This window comes from Streptomyces cynarae, from assembly GCF_025642135.1.
Classification (GTDB): domain Bacteria; phylum Actinomycetota; class Actinomycetes; order Streptomycetales; family Streptomycetaceae; genus Streptomyces; species Streptomyces cynarae.
Map to the genome: position 1 here is coordinate 5,423,231 of NZ_CP106793.1, position 14,560 is coordinate 5,437,790.

The following is a 14,560-nucleotide window of genomic DNA, read 5'->3' on the forward strand; positions in this document are numbered from 1 at the left end:
CTTGCGGACCCCGCGGGTCGACGTTTGGAGCGCAGATCACACCTCAACTACGCTGCGTGGCGACATTCTCACGTTTCGCAGCAAGAAGGTGGCAGCAGCCATGGCACGACACGCCTCCCCCAAGTCCCCCACCGCCCAGCGCGCGCTCGTCGCTCTCGCGACCGCGGGCGTCGCCCTGGGGGCGGGCGCCGCCTCGGCGTCGGCGGCGGACGGCGGCCCACTGGCCGACGTGATGCGGACCCGGCCCACGTCGCTCGGCAAGGTCGACCCGCAGGCAGGGGTGTCGGCACTGACGGGGACCGTGGGGTACGTCACCGGGCCCGTGCGGTACGCGGCCGGGCCGCTCGCGGGCCTGAAGCCCAACCCGCTCGCCGGCACGGGCGTCGACCCGCTCGACAACGGCGTCGCCACCCAACTCGCCGACTTCAAGCAGCTGTCGTCCCGGTCCCTGACCCGGCCGGTGGCCGAGGCGGAGTCGCTCGGCAGTGTGCCGGTGGTCGGGCAGGTGGTCGGGGCGCTGCACTGACCGCTTCCCGGCCGGCGGCCACCGACGCAGAGCCGCGCTTCCCCGGACGGGGAAAGCGCGGCTCTGCTGTCTGTGGGAGCGGTCGGTCCGCCGGCCGCCCCGCGGACCGGCGTCAGTACGACGAACCGGACGCGCCCAGCGAACCCGTCGGGTGCCAGACCGTCTTCGTCTCCAGGAAGGCCGTCATGCGCTCGATGCCGGGCGTCTCGAAGTAATCCACAGGCTGTGGACGAAGAACGCGCTTCAGGTTGTCCGCCGCCGCGATCTCCAGCTCCTTCGCCAGGACGTCGTCGGCGCCGGCCAGGTCGATCGCGTTGACGTCCTGGTGCGCGGCCAGCGGCGCGGCGATCTCCGCCGTACGGCCGGAGAGGACGTTCACGACACCACCCGGGACGTCGGAGGTGGCCAGCACCTCGCCCAGCGACAGAGCGGGCAGCGGGGCCTTCTCGGAGGCGACCACGATCGCCGTGTTGCCGGTGGCGATCACCGGGGCCACGACCGAGACAAGGCCGAGGAAGGACGACTCCTGCGGGGCCAGTACGGCGACCACGCCCGTCGGCTCGGGGGAGGAGAGGTTGAAGTACGGGCCCGCGACCGGGTTGGCACCGCCGATCACCTGGGCGATCTTGTCGGTCCAGCCCGCGTACCAGACCCAGCGGTCGATGGTCGCGTCCACGACCGCCGCCGCCTTCGACTTCGACAGCCCCTCCGCGTCGGCCACCTCGCGCACGAACTGGTCGCGCCGGCCCTCCAGCATCTCAGCGACGCGGTAGAGGACCTGGCCGCGGTTGTAGGCGGTCGCGCCGGACCAGCCGCCGAACGCCTTGCGCGCGGCGACCACCGCGTCGCGGGCGTCCTTGCGGGAGGACAGCGGAGCGTTGGCCAGCCAGTTGCCCTTCGAGTCCTGCACCTCGTACACCCGGCCGCTCTCGGAACGCGGGAACTTCCCGCCGACGTACAGCTTGTAGGTCTTGAACACACTGAGTCGGTCAGACATCGAGGTACGCCTCCAGGCCGTGGCGGCCGCCCTCGCGGCCGAAGCCCGACTCCTTGTAGCCGCCGAACGGCGAGGTCGGGTCGAACTTGTTGAACGTGTTGGACCAGACGACACCGGCGCGCAGCTTGTTCGCGACGGCCAGGATGCGGGAGCCCTTCTCCGTCCAGATGCCGGCGGACAGGCCGTACTGCGTGTTGTTCGCCTTGGCGACCGCCTCGTCCGGCGTGCGGAAGGTCAGGACGGAGAGCACCGGGCCGAAGATCTCGTCGCGGGCGATGGTGTGGGCCTGGGTGACGTTCGTGAAGAGGGTCGGGGCGAACCAGTAGCCGCTCTCCGGGATGTCGCAGGCAGGGGACCAGCGCTCGGCGCCCTCCGCCTCGCCCTGCTCGGCGAGCGCGGTGATCCGGGCCAGCTGCTCGGCGGAGTTGATCGCGCCGATGTCGGTGTTCTTGTCCAGCGGATCGCCCAGGCGGAGCGTGGACAGACGGCGCTTGAGGGAGTCGAGGAGCTCGTCGTGGATCGACTCCTGGACCAGCAGGCGGGAGCCCGCGCAGCAGACCTGGCCCTGGTTGAAGAAGATGCCGCCCACGATGCCCTCGACGGCCTGGTCTACGGGTGCGTCGTCGAAGACGATGTTGGCGCCCTTGCCGCCCAGTTCGAGCGTGAGCTTCTTCTCCGTGCCCGCCACCGTGCGGGCGATCTCCTTGCCGACGGCCGTGGAGCCGGTGAAGGCGACCTTGTTCACATCCGGGTGCGCGACGAGAGCGGCGCCGGTGTCGCCGTAGCCGGGGAGGATGTTGACGACGCCCTTGGGCAGGCCTGCCTGGCGGCAGATGTCCGCGAAGAACAGGGCGGACAGCGGGGTCGTCTCCGCCGGCTTGAGGACGACCGTGTTGCCGGTGGCCAGCGCCGGGGCGATCTTCCACGCGAGCATGAGCAGGGGGAAGTTCCAGGGGATGACCTGGCCGGCGACGCCCAGCGGACGCGGGTTCGAGCCGCTGTGCCCGTTTGTCGTCCTCTGGCCGAACCCGGCGTACTCCAGCTTGTCGGCCCAGCCCGCGTAGTAGAAGAAGTGCGCGGCGACCAGGGGCAGGTCGGCGTCGCGGGTCTCCTTGATGGGCTTGCCGTTGTCCAGGGTCTCCAGGACCGCGAGCTCGCGGCTGCGCTCCTGGATGATGCGGGCGATGCGGAACAGGTACTTGGCGCGCTCGGAGCCGGGCAGAGCCGACCACTTCTCGAACGCCTTGCGGGCGGCCTTCACCGCTCGGTCGACGTCGGCCTCGCCGGCCTGGGCGACCTCGGACAGCACCTCTTCCGTGCTGGGCGAGATCGTCTTGAAGACCTTGCCGTCGGCCGCCTCGGTGAACTCGCCGTCGATGAACAGGCCGTAGGAGGGTGCGATGTCGACGATCGAGCGGGACTCGGGCGCCGGTGCGTACTCGAATGCGGATGCCATGGTGATCAGTCCACCGTCACGTAGTCGGGGCCGGAGTAGCGGCCGGTGGCCAGCTTCTGACGCTGCATCAGCAGATCGTTCAGCAGCGAGGAGGCGCCGAAGCGGAACCAGTGGTTGTCCAGCCAGTCCTCACCGACGGTCTCGTTGACCAGGACGAGGAACTTGATCGCGTCCTTGCTGGTGCGGATGCCGCCGGCCGGCTTCACGCCGACCTGGACGCCGGTCTGCGCGCGGAAGTCGCGCACGGCCTCCAGCATGAGGAGGGTGTTGGCGGGCGTGGCGTTGACCGCGACCTTGCCCGTCGAGGTCTTGATGAAGTCGGCGCCCGCCAGCATGCCGAGCCAGCTCGCGCGCCGGATGTTGTCGTACGTCGACAGCTCGCCGGTCTCGAAGATGACCTTCAGGCGGGCGGACGTCCCGCAGGCCTCCTTCACGGCGGTGATCTCGTCGTACACCTTCAGGTACCGGCCGGCGAGGAACGCCCCGCGGTCGATGACCATGTCGATCTCGTCGGCGCCCGCGGCGACGGCCTCACGCACGTCGGCCAGCTTCACGTCGAGGGCGGCACGGCCGGCCGGGAAGGCGGTGGCGACCGAGGCCACCTTCACGCCGGAGCCCGCGACGGCCTCCTTGGCGACGGCCACCATGTCGGGGTAGACGCAGACCGCCGCGGTGGTCGGGGTCGTACGGTCCGTCGGGTCGGGGTGGACCGCCTTGGCGCCGAGCGCCCGGACCTTGCCGGGGGTGTCCGCGCCTTCCAGCGTCGTCAGGTCGACCATCGAGATGGCGAGGTCGATGGCGTACGCCTTCGCGGTGGTCTTGATGGATCGGGTGCCGAGCGAGGCGGCGCGCGCCTCGAGGCCGACCGCGTCGACGCCGGGCAGCCCGTGGAGGAAGCGGCGCAGCGTACTGTCGGACGCGGTGACGTCCGACAGGGCGTGTGCTGTGGGTGCAGTGGTGGGCATGGTCACCAGCCGAGCATATCTACGCGCGTAGCGGCTGTACACCCCCGTGTGCGCATCGCAACGCCGACGCAATGCCGACGAGACCGCCCACGACCGCGCCGGCCCCGTCGTGCAGAATCGGGACCATGACGACGCCCGAGCACGAGTCACCAGCGCCGCAGCCGCCGGCCCCCGAGTTCAGGGACCGGGTCCACCGGTCGTCCGGAGGCATCGCGGGCGGTGTCCTGCTGCTCGCCATCGTCGCGTGGCTCGGCTTCGACGCGCTGTTCACCGGCCACGGCCGCACCCCGTGGCTGGCGCTCGCCGCGATGATCCTCGTCGTGCCGCTGGTGGTCGCCTTCACCCTGCGGCCGGCCGTGTACGCCAACGACGAGCGGCTGCGCATCCGCAACCCCTTCCGCGTGATCGTCCTGCCCTGGGGCCAGGTCGCCGCCCTGCGGTCCGGCTACTCGAACGAGGTCATCGCCAAGTCCGGCACCAAGTACCAGCTGTGGGCGGTGCCCGTGTCGATGCGGGCACGCAAGAGGGCGGCACGGCAGCAGGCGCGGGCCGCCGGGGCCGGGGATCGCGGGAAGGACCGGCTGTTGCGGCCTCGGCCCTTCGGCCCCGGCGCACTGGACGCCGGCTCGGTGGGCCCCGCCGGCCCGACCGGTCCCGCCCGCGCCACCACCGACCAGATCATGGATGACCTGCGTCAGCTGCACGAGACCCGAGAGCCGGAGGAGACGGCTCAGGGTGAGGTGACGGTCCGCTGGGCCTACGAGATCGCGGGGCCGGCGGTCGCGGGAGCGGTGGTGCTGGCGATTCTGCTGGCGGTGGGCTGAGCCGGGCGGGCTGCGCGCGGTGAGCTCTTGAGGCGGGGGCGGGGTGGGCTGCCCCGGGGGTTGGATCGGTGGACGTCCGTTGCCGGGGTGGCTGTCGGGCCGCTCGCTTCTTTGTCAGGGTCGTGCTTCCGCGGGCCGAGTCAAGGGCGCTGCACTCCGCTGCGCTGCGTTCCGCGTCGGCTGCGCCGATGGCCCTTCGGGCCACCCTTGACTAGTCCCGCTCCAGCACGGGGGAGAAGCGAGCGAGCGGCCGGGGATGGAACGGGGGGCCGGCGGGGTTCAAGGAGCCTGTCGTCCGGCTTGTGCCCGGTGGCTGGGCGGACGCATCAACGCCTCACATGCACGCCGGGCCGGCAAAGCGGCATACGGCCGGTGGATGGATGGATGGTGGGTGGTTATGCCGGGCCGGCAAGGCGGCGTGCGGCCGGTTGATGGTGGTGGGAGGCTCGCCGGGCTGGCGAAGCGGCGTGCGGCTGCCGGTGGATGGTGGTGGGTGGGCACGCCGGATCGGCGAAGCGGCGTGCGGCCGGTTGATGGTGGTGGGAGGCTCGCCGGGCTGGCGAAGCGGCGTGCGGCTGCCGGTGGATGGTGGTGGGTGGGCACGCCGGGCCGGCAAGGCGGCGTGCGGCCGGTTGATGGTGGTGGGAGGCTCGCCGGGCTGGCGAAGCGGCGTGCGGCTGCCGGTGGATGGTGGTGGGTGGGCACGCCGGATCGGCGAAGCGGCGTGCGGCCGGTTGATGGTGGTGGGTGGTGGGTGGTGTGTGTGCGGAGAGTGCAACACATCCGCGTCATCTGTCGCACTTCGCGGGAGAGACACTGCCCTCGCCCTGCGAGCGTGACGGTCTCCCATCCTCCTTTGGGGTTGGCCCTCCTTTGGGGGTGGCGGTCGGGTCCGTGTGAGTGGCGGTCCCCGGCATGGCGGCTCTGCGCATGTGCCGCCGGTCGCCGCTTGCCCTTGCGCTCCCCTCCCCATCTGCATGCCGTGTGAGCCGACGGGGCCGGGTCCGTCCGCCCACGCACCGTGAGCACCAAGTCCGCCGATGCGCCGCCGATCCGCGGTCGCGTTCCCGCCTTCGCACCGTCAGCCGCTGAACCCACTCGTCGTGCGGGCGAGATGCGATCGCGAACCCCTATCGGCCGTCTGCCGCTTTGCCGGGCCGGCGTGCATGCGAGTTGCGATCGCGCATCCGCTACCCGCCGTATGCCGCTGAACCCACCCGGCGTGCAGGCGAGATGCGATCGCGTCCCGAACCCCGAACCCCGAGTACAGCGCAGCCCACGCGCAGGTCGCCCGGCCTGGGCACCCGTTCCTCCGGGCCGCTCGCTCGCTTCTCCCCCGTGCTGGAGCGGGACTAGTCAAGGGTGGCCCGAAGGGCCATCGGCGCAGCCGACGCGGAACGCAGCGCAGCGGAGTGCAGCGCCCTTGACTCGGCCCGCGGAAGCACGACCCTGACCAAGAAGCGAGCGGCCCAACGGCCACCTCACAACCCCCGGCGAGCCGAAGCCCCCCGGCCGCGCACCCCCGGCGGGGACAGGTCAGATGCCTGCCGCCGCCGACAGGTCGCGCTTGATCGACGCCAGCAGCTCGGTGGCCCTCGCCCGGGCCGCCGGGAGGTCGGCGTGCGTCGCGACCGGGACCACGACCTCCAGATAGCACTTGAGCTTGGGCTCCGTACCGCTGGGGCGGACGATCACGCGGGCGCCGTCGAGCGTGTAGCGCAGGCCGTCCGTGGGCGGGAGCATGTCCGTGCCCTGGGTGAGGTCCTCCGACTTCGTGATGGGCAGCCCCGCCAGCGCGGTCGGAGGCTGCTCACGCAGGCGGCGCATCGCGGCGGCGATGAGCGACAGGTCCTGGACGCGGACCGAGAGCTGGTCGGTGGCGTGCAGGCCGTGCTCGACGGCGAGGTCGTCGAGGAGGTCCAGCAGCGTGCGGCCCTCGGACTTCAGCTGCGAGGCGAGCTCCGTGATCAGGAGCGCCGCGGTGATGCCGTCCTTGTCGCGTACGCCGTCCGGGTCGACGCAGTAGCCGAGCGCCTCCTCGTAGCCGTAGCGCAGGCCCTCGACACGGGCGATCCACTTGAAGCCGGTGAGGGTCTCCTCGTACGGCAGGCCCGCCTTCTCGGCGATGCGGCCGAGGAGGGAGGAGGAGACGATCGACTCGGCGAAAGTGCCGTGCGCGCCGCGCCGGACCAGGTGGGCCGCGAGCAGGGCGCCGACCTCGTCGCCGCGGAGCATGCGCCAGTCGCTGCCGTCCTTGACTGCGGCGGCACAGCGGTCGGCGTCCGGGTCGTTGGCGATGACCAGGTCGGGGTCCGTCTCGCGGGCCTTGGCGAAGGCGAGGTCCATGGCGCCGGGCTCTTCCGGGTTGGGGAAGGCGACGGTCGGGAAGTCCGGGTCGGGTTCGGCCTGCTCGGCGACGAGGACCGGTTCGGGGAAGCCGGCCCGGGCGAAGGCCGCGAGGAGGACGTCCTTGCCGACGCCGTGCATCGCCGTGTAGACGGTGCGGGCGATGCGCGGGGAGTCCGGGGCGAGGACGGCGTCCGTGCGGGCGAGGTAGGCCTCGAGGACGCTGTCGTCCAGGGTGTCCCAGCCTGCGTCCGGGCGGGGGACGGCGGTGAGGGTCGTGATCGCGTCGATCTCGGCCGCGATCTCGGCGTCCGCCGGGGGCACGATCTGGGAACCGTCGCCGAGGTAGACCTTGTAGCCGTTGTCGCGCGGCGGATTGTGGCTGGCGGTGACCTCCACGCCGGCGACCGCGCCGAGGTGCCGGATGGCAAAGGCGAGGACGGGAGTGGGCAGGGGGCGGGGGAGGAGGGCCGCGCGCAGGCCCGCGCCCGTCATGACGGCCGCGGTGTCCCGGGCGAAGTCGGCGGACTTGTGGCGGGCGTCGTAGCCGATGACGACGAGGCCGCCGCCGTGCCCCTGGGCCTTGAGATACGCGGCGAGTCCCGCGGCGGCGCGGATGACCACCGAGCGGTTCATGCGCATCGGGCCGGCGCCGAGTTCGCCGCGCAGGCCGGCGGTGCCGAACTGGAGGGTGCCGCTGAAACGCGTGGCGAGCTCGGCGTGGTCCTCGGCGTCGATGAGCTTGGCGAGTTCGTCACGGGTGTCCGCGTCGGGATCCTCGGCCAGCCACGCCTTGGCCCGTGCGATGAGTTCGTCGTGCACGTCGGGTCAACCTCTCGTTGTGTGGTCGGTGGCGTTGCGTGTGGGGAGCGGGCGGGTGCGTCGCGCATCGCTTTCCCGTCCAGTGCAGCACGGCGGCCGGACAGGTGGGGGAGCCGGGTGCGGCGGCATGTCGGTCCGCGCCTCTCGGCCCAGGCCGGCGAGGTCAGCCCGTCTGGGGGTCCCCCTGCTCGAAGAGGCCGGGAGAGTTCGAGGACGAGACCGAAGGCCGACCCGGGGGTCTGGGGGCGGAGCCCCCAGAGGAGGGCACCCCGTGCGACGGTGCCCTACAGCCGTTCCAGCACCTGCGCCAGCAGTGCTCCCATCCGCGTGGCGGAGTCGCGGCCCGCCTGCAGGACCTCCTCGTGGTTCAGCGGCTCGCCCGTCATACCGGCGGCGAGGTTCGTGACCAGGGAGATGCCCAGGACCTCGGCGCCCGCCTCGCGCGCGGCGATCGCCTCGAGGACCGTCGACATGCCGACCAGGTCCGCGCCGATGGTGCGGGCCATGCGGATCTCCGCCGGGGTCTCGTAGTGCGGGCCGGTGAACTGCGCGTAGACGCCCTCCTCGAGGGTGGGGTCGATCTCCTTGCACAGGGCGCGCAGGCGCGGGGAGTACAGGTCGGTGAGGTCGACGAAGTTGGCGCCGACGATCGGTGAGGTCGCCGTCAGGTTGATGTGGTCGCTTATCAGGACCGGCTGGCCCGGGCGCATCGTCTCGCGCAGGCCGCCGCAGCCGTTGGTCAGCACGACGGTCTTGGCGCCGGCGGCGACGGCGGTGCGGACGCCGTGCGCGACGGCGGCGACGCCGCGGCCCTCGTAGTAGTGCGTACGGCCGAGGAAGACCAGGGCACGCTTGTCGCCGATCCGGTACGAGCGGATCTTGCCGCCGTGGCCCTCGACGGCCGGCGGCGGGAAGCCGGGCAGCTCGGTGACGTGGTGCTCGGCGGCGGGGGCGCCGAGGGCGTCGACGGCCGGAGCCCAGCCGGAGCCCATCACGAGGGCGACATCGTGGGTCTCGGCACCCGTCAGCTCGCGCAGGCGCGCGGCGGCGGCGTCGGCGGCGGCGTAGGGGTCGCCCTGGATGTCGTCCGGAAGAAGAGATGCGTTCACGCGCATGAGGGTAGCCGGTCTTTGCCTACGCGCGTAGATGACGGAGGTCACGGCAATGCGATCGTTGTCTTGCCGTTTTCGGAGAAAGGGAGAAAAACGGGCTGAAAGGGGTCAGCAGGGCCGCTTGCGCAGCTCCATCACATAGTCGTGCGGCGCCCCCGCGGACTCCGCCGCGTCCGCGATCTCGCCCAGGTAGCGGGCCGAGGGGAGGCCGCCCTCGTAGGCGTTGAGGACGTACGCCCATGCCGTCTCCTCGCCGTCCAGCGTGTGGACGCGGACGCTGCGCAGCCGGCGGTAGACGTCGAGGCCCACGCCCTCCCAGCGGTCCATCGACTCCTCGTCCATCGGCGCGATCTCGTACAGCGCGACGAAGACCTGCGACAGCGGGTCCTCCACGATCGTCGCGAGGGCGCCCTCCCACCCCATGTGCTCGCCCCCGAAGGTCAGCCGCCAGCCGTTCAGCCAGCCCGTGGCGCGCAGCGGCGAATGGGGAGCGCGGCGGGTCATCAGCCGCGCGTCGAGGTTGCCGGCGTACGCGGCGTAGAGCGACATGGAGTCGAGGGTACGGCAGCGTTTCGGGCGCCTCTGCCGTAACAGAAGCATCACCGGCCGCCCCCAGGAGGAGCGCCGCCCGAAGGGTGCGGGACAATGGAGTACGTGACTCGGATCGTGATCATCGGTGGCGGACCCGGCGGATACGAAGCGGCGCTGGTGGCCGCACAACTCGGCGCGGAGGTGACCGTCGTCGACTGCGACGGTCTGGGCGGGGCGTCGGTGCTCACCGACTGCGTGCCGTCCAAGACACTCATCGCGACGGCCGAGGTGATGACCACCTTCGACTCGTCGTACGAAGAGCTCGGGATCATCGTCGCCGACGACACCCCGCCCCTCGAGCGGGCCGCTCGCGTGGTCGGGGTCGACCTCGGCAAGGTCAACCGACGGGTCAAGCGGCTCGCGCTCGCCCAGTCCCACGACATCACCGCCTCCGTCACGCGCGCCGGCGCCCGGGTCATGCGCGGCCGCGGCCGGCTGGAGGGCATGCAGGCCCTGGACGGCTCGCGCAAGGTCGTCGTGCGCGCCGCGGACGGCAGCGAGGAGACGCTCAGCGCCGACGCCGTGCTCATCGCCACCGGCGGTCACCCGCGCGAGCTGCCCGATGCGCAGCCCGATGGCGAGCGGATCCTGAACTGGACCCAGGTCTACGACCTCGACGAGCTGCCCGAGGAGCTGATCGTCGTGGGGTCCGGTGTCACCGGTGCCGAGTTCGCCGGCGCCTACCAGGCCCTCGGGTCCAAGGTCACCCTCGTCTCCTCGCGCGACCGTGTGCTGCCGGGCGAGGACCCCGACGCCGCCGCCGTCCTCGAGGAGGTGTTCCGGCGCCGCGGCATGAACGTCATGGCCCGCTCCCGGGCGCAGTCCGCCAAGCGCGTGGGCGACCGGGTCGAGGTCACTCTCTCCGACGGCCGCGTGATCGCCGGCTCCCACTGCCTGATGGCCGTCGGCTCCATACCCAACAGCAGCGGGATGGGCCTGGAGGAGGCCGGGGTCAAGCTGCGCGAGTCCGGACACATCTGGACGGACAAGGTCTCCCGCACGACGGCTCCGGGCGTGTACGCGGCCGGTGACGTGACCGGTGTCTTCGCGCTGGCGTCCGTGGCCGCCATGCAGGGACGCATCGCCATGTACCACTTCCTGGGCGACGCGGTGGCCCCGCTCAACCTGAAGACCGTCTCCTCGAACGTCTTCACCGACCCCGAGATCGCCACCGTCGGCTACACGCAGGCCGACGTGGACGCGGGCAAGATCGACGCCCGGGTCGTCAAGCTGCCGCTGCTGCGCAACCCGCGCGCGAAGATGCAGGGCATCAGGGACGGCTTCGTGAAGATCTTCTGCCGCCCGGGCACGGGGATCGTCGTCGGCGGTGTCGTGGTCGCACCGCGCGCCTCGGAACTGATCCATCCCATCTCGGTCGCGGTCGACAACAATTTGACGGTCGAACAGATCGCGAACGCCTTCACCGTGTACCCGTCCTTGTCGGGCTCGATCGCCGAGGTGGCGCGACAGTTGCACACCCGGAAGACATCGGGCGAAGGCTGACGGCCCGGGCGCCCGCTTTCCGGCCGATCCGCAGGTCAGGCGGCTGGTCGCGGCGGGCGGCCGGTGATGCTCACGGCAGGGGTGGCCCGGATGGGCATGGATCGGGCGCCTATACCACTTTCCGCCCTGCCGTGCGAACAACTTCTGTTATTCGGCGCAAACTGCTGAAAGCAGACGGTCGTTGGGGTTACTGTCAGTTTCGTGTTCGCTGCAGAACGTCGCCAACTGATCCTCGAAATGGTGCGGGCCAATGGGGCAGTGTCGCTCCGTGAGCTCGCCCGCGTCGTCCAGACCTCCGAAGTGACCGTACGGCGGGACGTGCGCGCACTGGAGGCCGAAGGACTCCTGGACCGCCGGCACGGTGGTGCGGTCCTGCCGGGCGGGTTCACCCGGGAGTCCGGCTTCCCGCAGAAGTCCCACCTCGCGACCGCCGAGAAGACGGCCATCGCCGACCTCGCCGCGAGCTTCGTCGAAGAGGGCGAGGCCATCGTCGTCGGAGCGGGTACGACCACGCAGGAGCTGGCCCGCCGGCTCGCGCGGGTGCCCGGGCTGACCGTCGTCACCAACTCGCTCCTGGTCGCCCAGGCGCTGGCGCACGCCAACCGCGTCGAGGTGGTCATGACCGGCGGCACCCTGCGCGGCTCGAACTACGCCCTGGTCGGCAGCGGCGCGGAGCAGTCCCTCCAGGGTCTCAGGGTCTCCAAGGCCTTCCTCTCCGGGAGCGGACTCACCGCCGAGCGCGGTCTGTCCACGTCGAACATGCTGTCCGCGTCCGTGGACCGGGCGCTGGTCCAGGCGGCGGCCGAGGTGGTCGTGCTCGCCGATCACACCAAGCTGGGCACGGACACGATGTTCCAGACGGTGCCGACGGACGTCATCACCCGACTGGTGACGGACGAGCCCCCGGCGCACGACGACCGCGCGGCGACGGAACTGCAGGCGCTGGCCGACCAGGGCGTGCAGATCGCGGTCGCCGGAGCCTCGGCCGCGGACCCGGTCCCGGCGGGCAGCCGGCAACGGCGGGACGTGCCCCTCCCCGGGCCCCGCCGCAGCCAGGCCCCCGGCCCACAGCTCCGCAGTGCCACGGCTCTCGGCGAGCACCCCCCGGGAGAGCGCGCCCGGGTGGCGGACCTGCGCCGTCGCTGACACGCGGTCGCAGGTGTTCGGCCCGCGAGGGCCACGATCCGGGTGGCCGGCGCCGTACGGCGTCAGTCCGGCCCGACTCCTCCTCCGTCGGACGACTCGGCTCGCTCAGAGCCGTCGGGAAAGCAGGCGCCCGGCGGGTCGGGTTCCTCCGGTCCGCCGGGCGCTGTGCCGTCCGTGTGGGTCAGGCCGTGCCGTCAGTCCTTGATCTCGCAGATGGCGGCACCCGAGGTGACGGAGGCGCCGACCTCGGCGCTCAGGCCCTTGATGGTGCCCGCCTTGTGGGCGTTCAGCGGCTGCTCCATCTTCATGGCCTCCAGGACGACGACCAGGTCGCCCTCCTTGACCTCCTGGCCCTCCTCGACCGCGACCTTCACGATCGTGCCCTGCATCGGCGAGGCGAGGGTGTCACCCGAGGCCACCGGCCCCGACTTGCGGGCCGCGCGCCGCTTCGGCTTCGCGCCGGCCGCCAGGCCCGTGCGGGCCAGGGACATGCCCAGGGACGACGGGAGGGAGACCTCCAGGCGCTTGCCGCCGACCTCGACGACGACCGTCTCGCGGCCCGGCTCCTCCTCGGCCTCCGCCTCGGCGGGGGCGGTGAAGGGCTTGATGTCGTTGACGAACTCGGTCTCGATCCAGCGGGTGTGGACCGTGAACGGACCGTCCTGTCCGTGCACCTCCGGAGCGAACGCGGGGTCGGTGACGACCTTGCGGTGGAACGGGATCGCCGTGGCCATGCCCTCGACCTGGAACTCCTCCAGCGCGCGGGCGGCCCGCTGAAGGGCCTCCTTGCGGGTGCGGCCGGTCACGATGAGCTTGGCCAGCAGCGAGTCCCACGCCGGGCCGATCACCGATCCCGACTCCACGCCCGCGTCCAGGCGCACACCGGGGCCGGACGGCGGGGCGAACGTCGTCACCGTGCCGGGGGCGGGGAGGAAGTTGCGGCCGGGGTCCTCGCCGTTGATGCGGAACTCGAAGGAGTGGCCGCGCAGTTCGGGGTCGTCGTAGCCGAGCGGTTCGCCGTCGGCGATGCGGAACATCTCGCGGACCAGGTCGATCCCGGCGACCTCCTCGGTGACCGGGTGCTCGACCTGCAGACGGGTGTTGACCTCCAGGAAGGAGATGGTGCCGTCCTGGCCGACCAGGAACTCGCAGGTGCCCGCGCCCTCGTAGCCGGCCTCCTTCAGGATGGCCTTCGAGGCGCGGTACAGCTCGGCGACCTGCTCCTCGTTCAGGAACGGCGCCGGGGCCTCCTCGACCAGCTTCTGGTGCCGGCGCTGCAGGGAGCAGTCGCGGGTGGAGACGACGACCACGTTGCCGTGCTTGTCGGCAAGGCACTGGGTCTCCACGTGCCGCGGCCGGTCCAGGTAGCGCTCGACGAAGCACTCGCCGCGGCCGAAGGCGGCCACCGCCTCGCGCACCGCCGACTCGTACAGCTCGGGGACCTCTTCCAGGGTGCGGGCGACCTTCAGGCCGCGTCCGCCACCGCCGAAGGCGGCCTTGATGGCGATCGGCAGCCCGTGCTCCTCGGCGAAGGCGACGACCTCCTCCGCCCCGGAGACGGGGTCGGGGGTGCCGGCGACCAGGGGGGCGCCCGCGCGCTGGGCGATGTGGCGGGCGGCGACCTTGTCGCCCAGGTCGCGGATGGCCTGCGGCGGCGGGCCGATCCAGATCAGCCCGGCATCCAGCACCGCCTGGGCGAAGTCCGCGTTCTCGGAGAGGAAGCCGTAGCCGGGGTGGACGGCGTCCGCGCCGGAGTCCTTGGCCGCCTGCAGGACCTTGTCGATGTCCAGGTAGCTGGTGGCCGGGGTGTCACCGCCCAGGGCGAACGCCTCGTCCGCGGCGCGGACGTGCACGGCGTCCCGGTCCGGATCGGCGTACACGGCCACGCTGGCGATCCCGGCGTCCCGGCAGGCCCGGGCGACGCGGACAGCGATTTCGCCACGGTTGGCGATCAACACCTTGCGCACGTTGGCTCCCTCTCCTTGAAACAAGCCGAGTTTAGGGACTGCCGACACGACGTTTCGACCCATCCCCAGTGGTGAGCTTGCCCACACGGAGCGTGAAACGAGGCTCACTCAACCTGCGAAGTCCCTTGTCGCACCGCCGCACATGGGAATCCACCGGAAAACCCTAGCCCTCCGACGTGGCCAAGGTCTCTATGAAGTAGTCCCGCCGCCCGTCGTGTTTCTTTGTGGAGTCCCTACTAATGGCCCAACGAATCTTTGCTCCTGCCGGACCTCTTGTCCGAAGGTTTACCCGTTAGTAGCGTTCG

Annotated in this window: 11 protein-coding genes; 4 read left to right on the plus strand and 7 right to left on the minus strand. The window is 71.6% G+C overall.

Annotation, left to right across the window (positions count from 1 at the left end; translation table 11 throughout):
- Window positions 1-100: 100 nt before the first annotated feature.
- A complete protein-coding gene (locus tag N8I84_RS24930; RefSeq protein ID WP_263231625.1) occupies window positions 101-526 on the plus strand; it encodes a hypothetical protein in 426 nt (141 codons plus the stop codon).
- Window positions 527-638: 112 nt separating this feature from the next.
- Here N8I84_RS24930 and N8I84_RS24935 read toward each other — a convergent pair whose 3' ends face one another.
- From N8I84_RS24935 to deoC, 3 genes are read right to left on the minus strand one after another with little or no spacing between them, the layout of a single operon-like run.
- Window positions 639-1,523: an aldehyde dehydrogenase family protein gene (locus N8I84_RS24935; protein ID WP_263231626.1), complete on the minus strand. Its 885-nt coding sequence runs from the start codon at window positions 1,521-1,523 to the stop codon at window positions 639-641.
- A complete protein-coding gene (locus N8I84_RS24940; RefSeq protein WP_263231628.1) occupies window positions 1,516-2,979 on the minus strand; it encodes an aldehyde dehydrogenase family protein in 1,464 nt (487 codons plus the stop codon). The genes N8I84_RS24935 and N8I84_RS24940 overlap by 8 nt, the downstream gene beginning before the upstream one ends.
- Before the next feature lie 5 nt (window positions 2,980-2,984).
- Window positions 2,985-3,944 carry a deoxyribose-phosphate aldolase gene (gene deoC, locus N8I84_RS24945; RefSeq protein ID WP_263231630.1) on the minus strand — a complete coding sequence of 320 codons (960 nt, stop codon included), beginning with the start codon at window positions 3,942-3,944 and terminating at the stop codon, window positions 2,985-2,987.
- Between the two features lie 125 nt (window positions 3,945-4,069).
- On the opposite strand from deoC, the gene N8I84_RS24950 reads away from it, so the two are divergent.
- On the plus strand, window positions 4,070-4,768 hold the full coding sequence (locus N8I84_RS24950; RefSeq protein ID WP_263231632.1) for a PH domain-containing protein: 699 nt from the start codon (window positions 4,070-4,072) through the stop codon (window positions 4,766-4,768).
- Between the two features lie 1,536 nt (window positions 4,769-6,304).
- Here the strand turns inward: N8I84_RS24950 and N8I84_RS24955 are convergent.
- The 3 genes from N8I84_RS24955 to N8I84_RS24965 form a co-directional block, all read right to left on the minus strand.
- Entirely contained in the window at window positions 6,305-7,936 is a 1,632-nt protein-coding gene (locus N8I84_RS24955) for a phospho-sugar mutase (RefSeq protein ID WP_263231633.1), read from the minus strand.
- Between the two features lie 284 nt (window positions 7,937-8,220).
- Window positions 8,221-9,045, minus strand: a complete 825-nt coding sequence (locus N8I84_RS24960; protein WP_200418981.1) for a purine-nucleoside phosphorylase — start codon at window positions 9,043-9,045, stop codon at window positions 8,221-8,223.
- A gap of 111 nt (window positions 9,046-9,156) precedes the next feature.
- Entirely contained in the window at window positions 9,157-9,597 is a 441-nt protein-coding gene (locus N8I84_RS24965) for a gamma-glutamylcyclotransferase (protein WP_263231636.1), read from the minus strand.
- Window positions 9,598-9,693: 96 nt separating this feature from the next.
- Here N8I84_RS24965 and N8I84_RS24970 point away from each other — a divergent pair, with 96 nt between their 5' ends.
- Both N8I84_RS24970 and N8I84_RS24975 read left to right on the plus strand, forming a co-directional pair.
- Window positions 9,694-11,142, plus strand: coding sequence for an NAD(P)H-quinone dehydrogenase (locus N8I84_RS24970; RefSeq protein ID WP_263231638.1), 1,449 nt, complete (start codon window positions 9,694-9,696; stop codon window positions 11,140-11,142).
- A gap of 201 nt (window positions 11,143-11,343) precedes the next feature.
- Window positions 11,344-12,288 (plus strand): DeoR/GlpR family DNA-binding transcription regulator, encoded by a 945-nt coding sequence (locus N8I84_RS24975; RefSeq protein ID WP_263231640.1) that lies wholly within the window; start codon window positions 11,344-11,346, stop codon window positions 12,286-12,288.
- A gap of 194 nt (window positions 12,289-12,482) precedes the next feature.
- Here N8I84_RS24975 and N8I84_RS24980 read toward each other — a convergent pair whose 3' ends face one another.
- Entirely contained in the window at window positions 12,483-14,255 is a 1,773-nt protein-coding gene (locus N8I84_RS24980) for an acetyl/propionyl/methylcrotonyl-CoA carboxylase subunit alpha (RefSeq protein ID WP_263231641.1), read from the minus strand.
- Window positions 14,256-14,560 lie beyond the last annotated feature (305 nt).

Coding starts and splice junctions, on each gene's coding strand:
- N8I84_RS24930 (WP_263231625.1), top strand. CDS start 101: ATGGCACGACACGCCTCCCCCAAGTCCCCCACCGCCCAGCGCGCGCTC.
- N8I84_RS24935 (WP_263231626.1), bottom strand. CDS start 1,523: ATGTCTGACCGACTCAGTGTGTTCAAGACCTACAAGCTGTACGTCGGC.
- N8I84_RS24940 (WP_263231628.1), bottom strand. CDS start 2,979: ATGGCATCCGCATTCGAGTACGCACCGGCGCCCGAGTCCCGCTCGATC.
- deoC (WP_263231630.1), bottom strand. CDS start 3,944: ATGCCCACCACTGCACCCACAGCACACGCCCTGTCGGACGTCACCGCG.
- N8I84_RS24950 (WP_263231632.1), top strand. CDS start 4,070: ATGACGACGCCCGAGCACGAGTCACCAGCGCCGCAGCCGCCGGCCCCC.
- N8I84_RS24965 (WP_263231636.1), bottom strand. CDS start 9,597: ATGTCGCTCTACGCCGCGTACGCCGGCAACCTCGACGCGCGGCTGATG.
- N8I84_RS24970 (WP_263231638.1), top strand. CDS start 9,694: ATGGAGTACGTGACTCGGATCGTGATCATCGGTGGCGGACCCGGCGGA.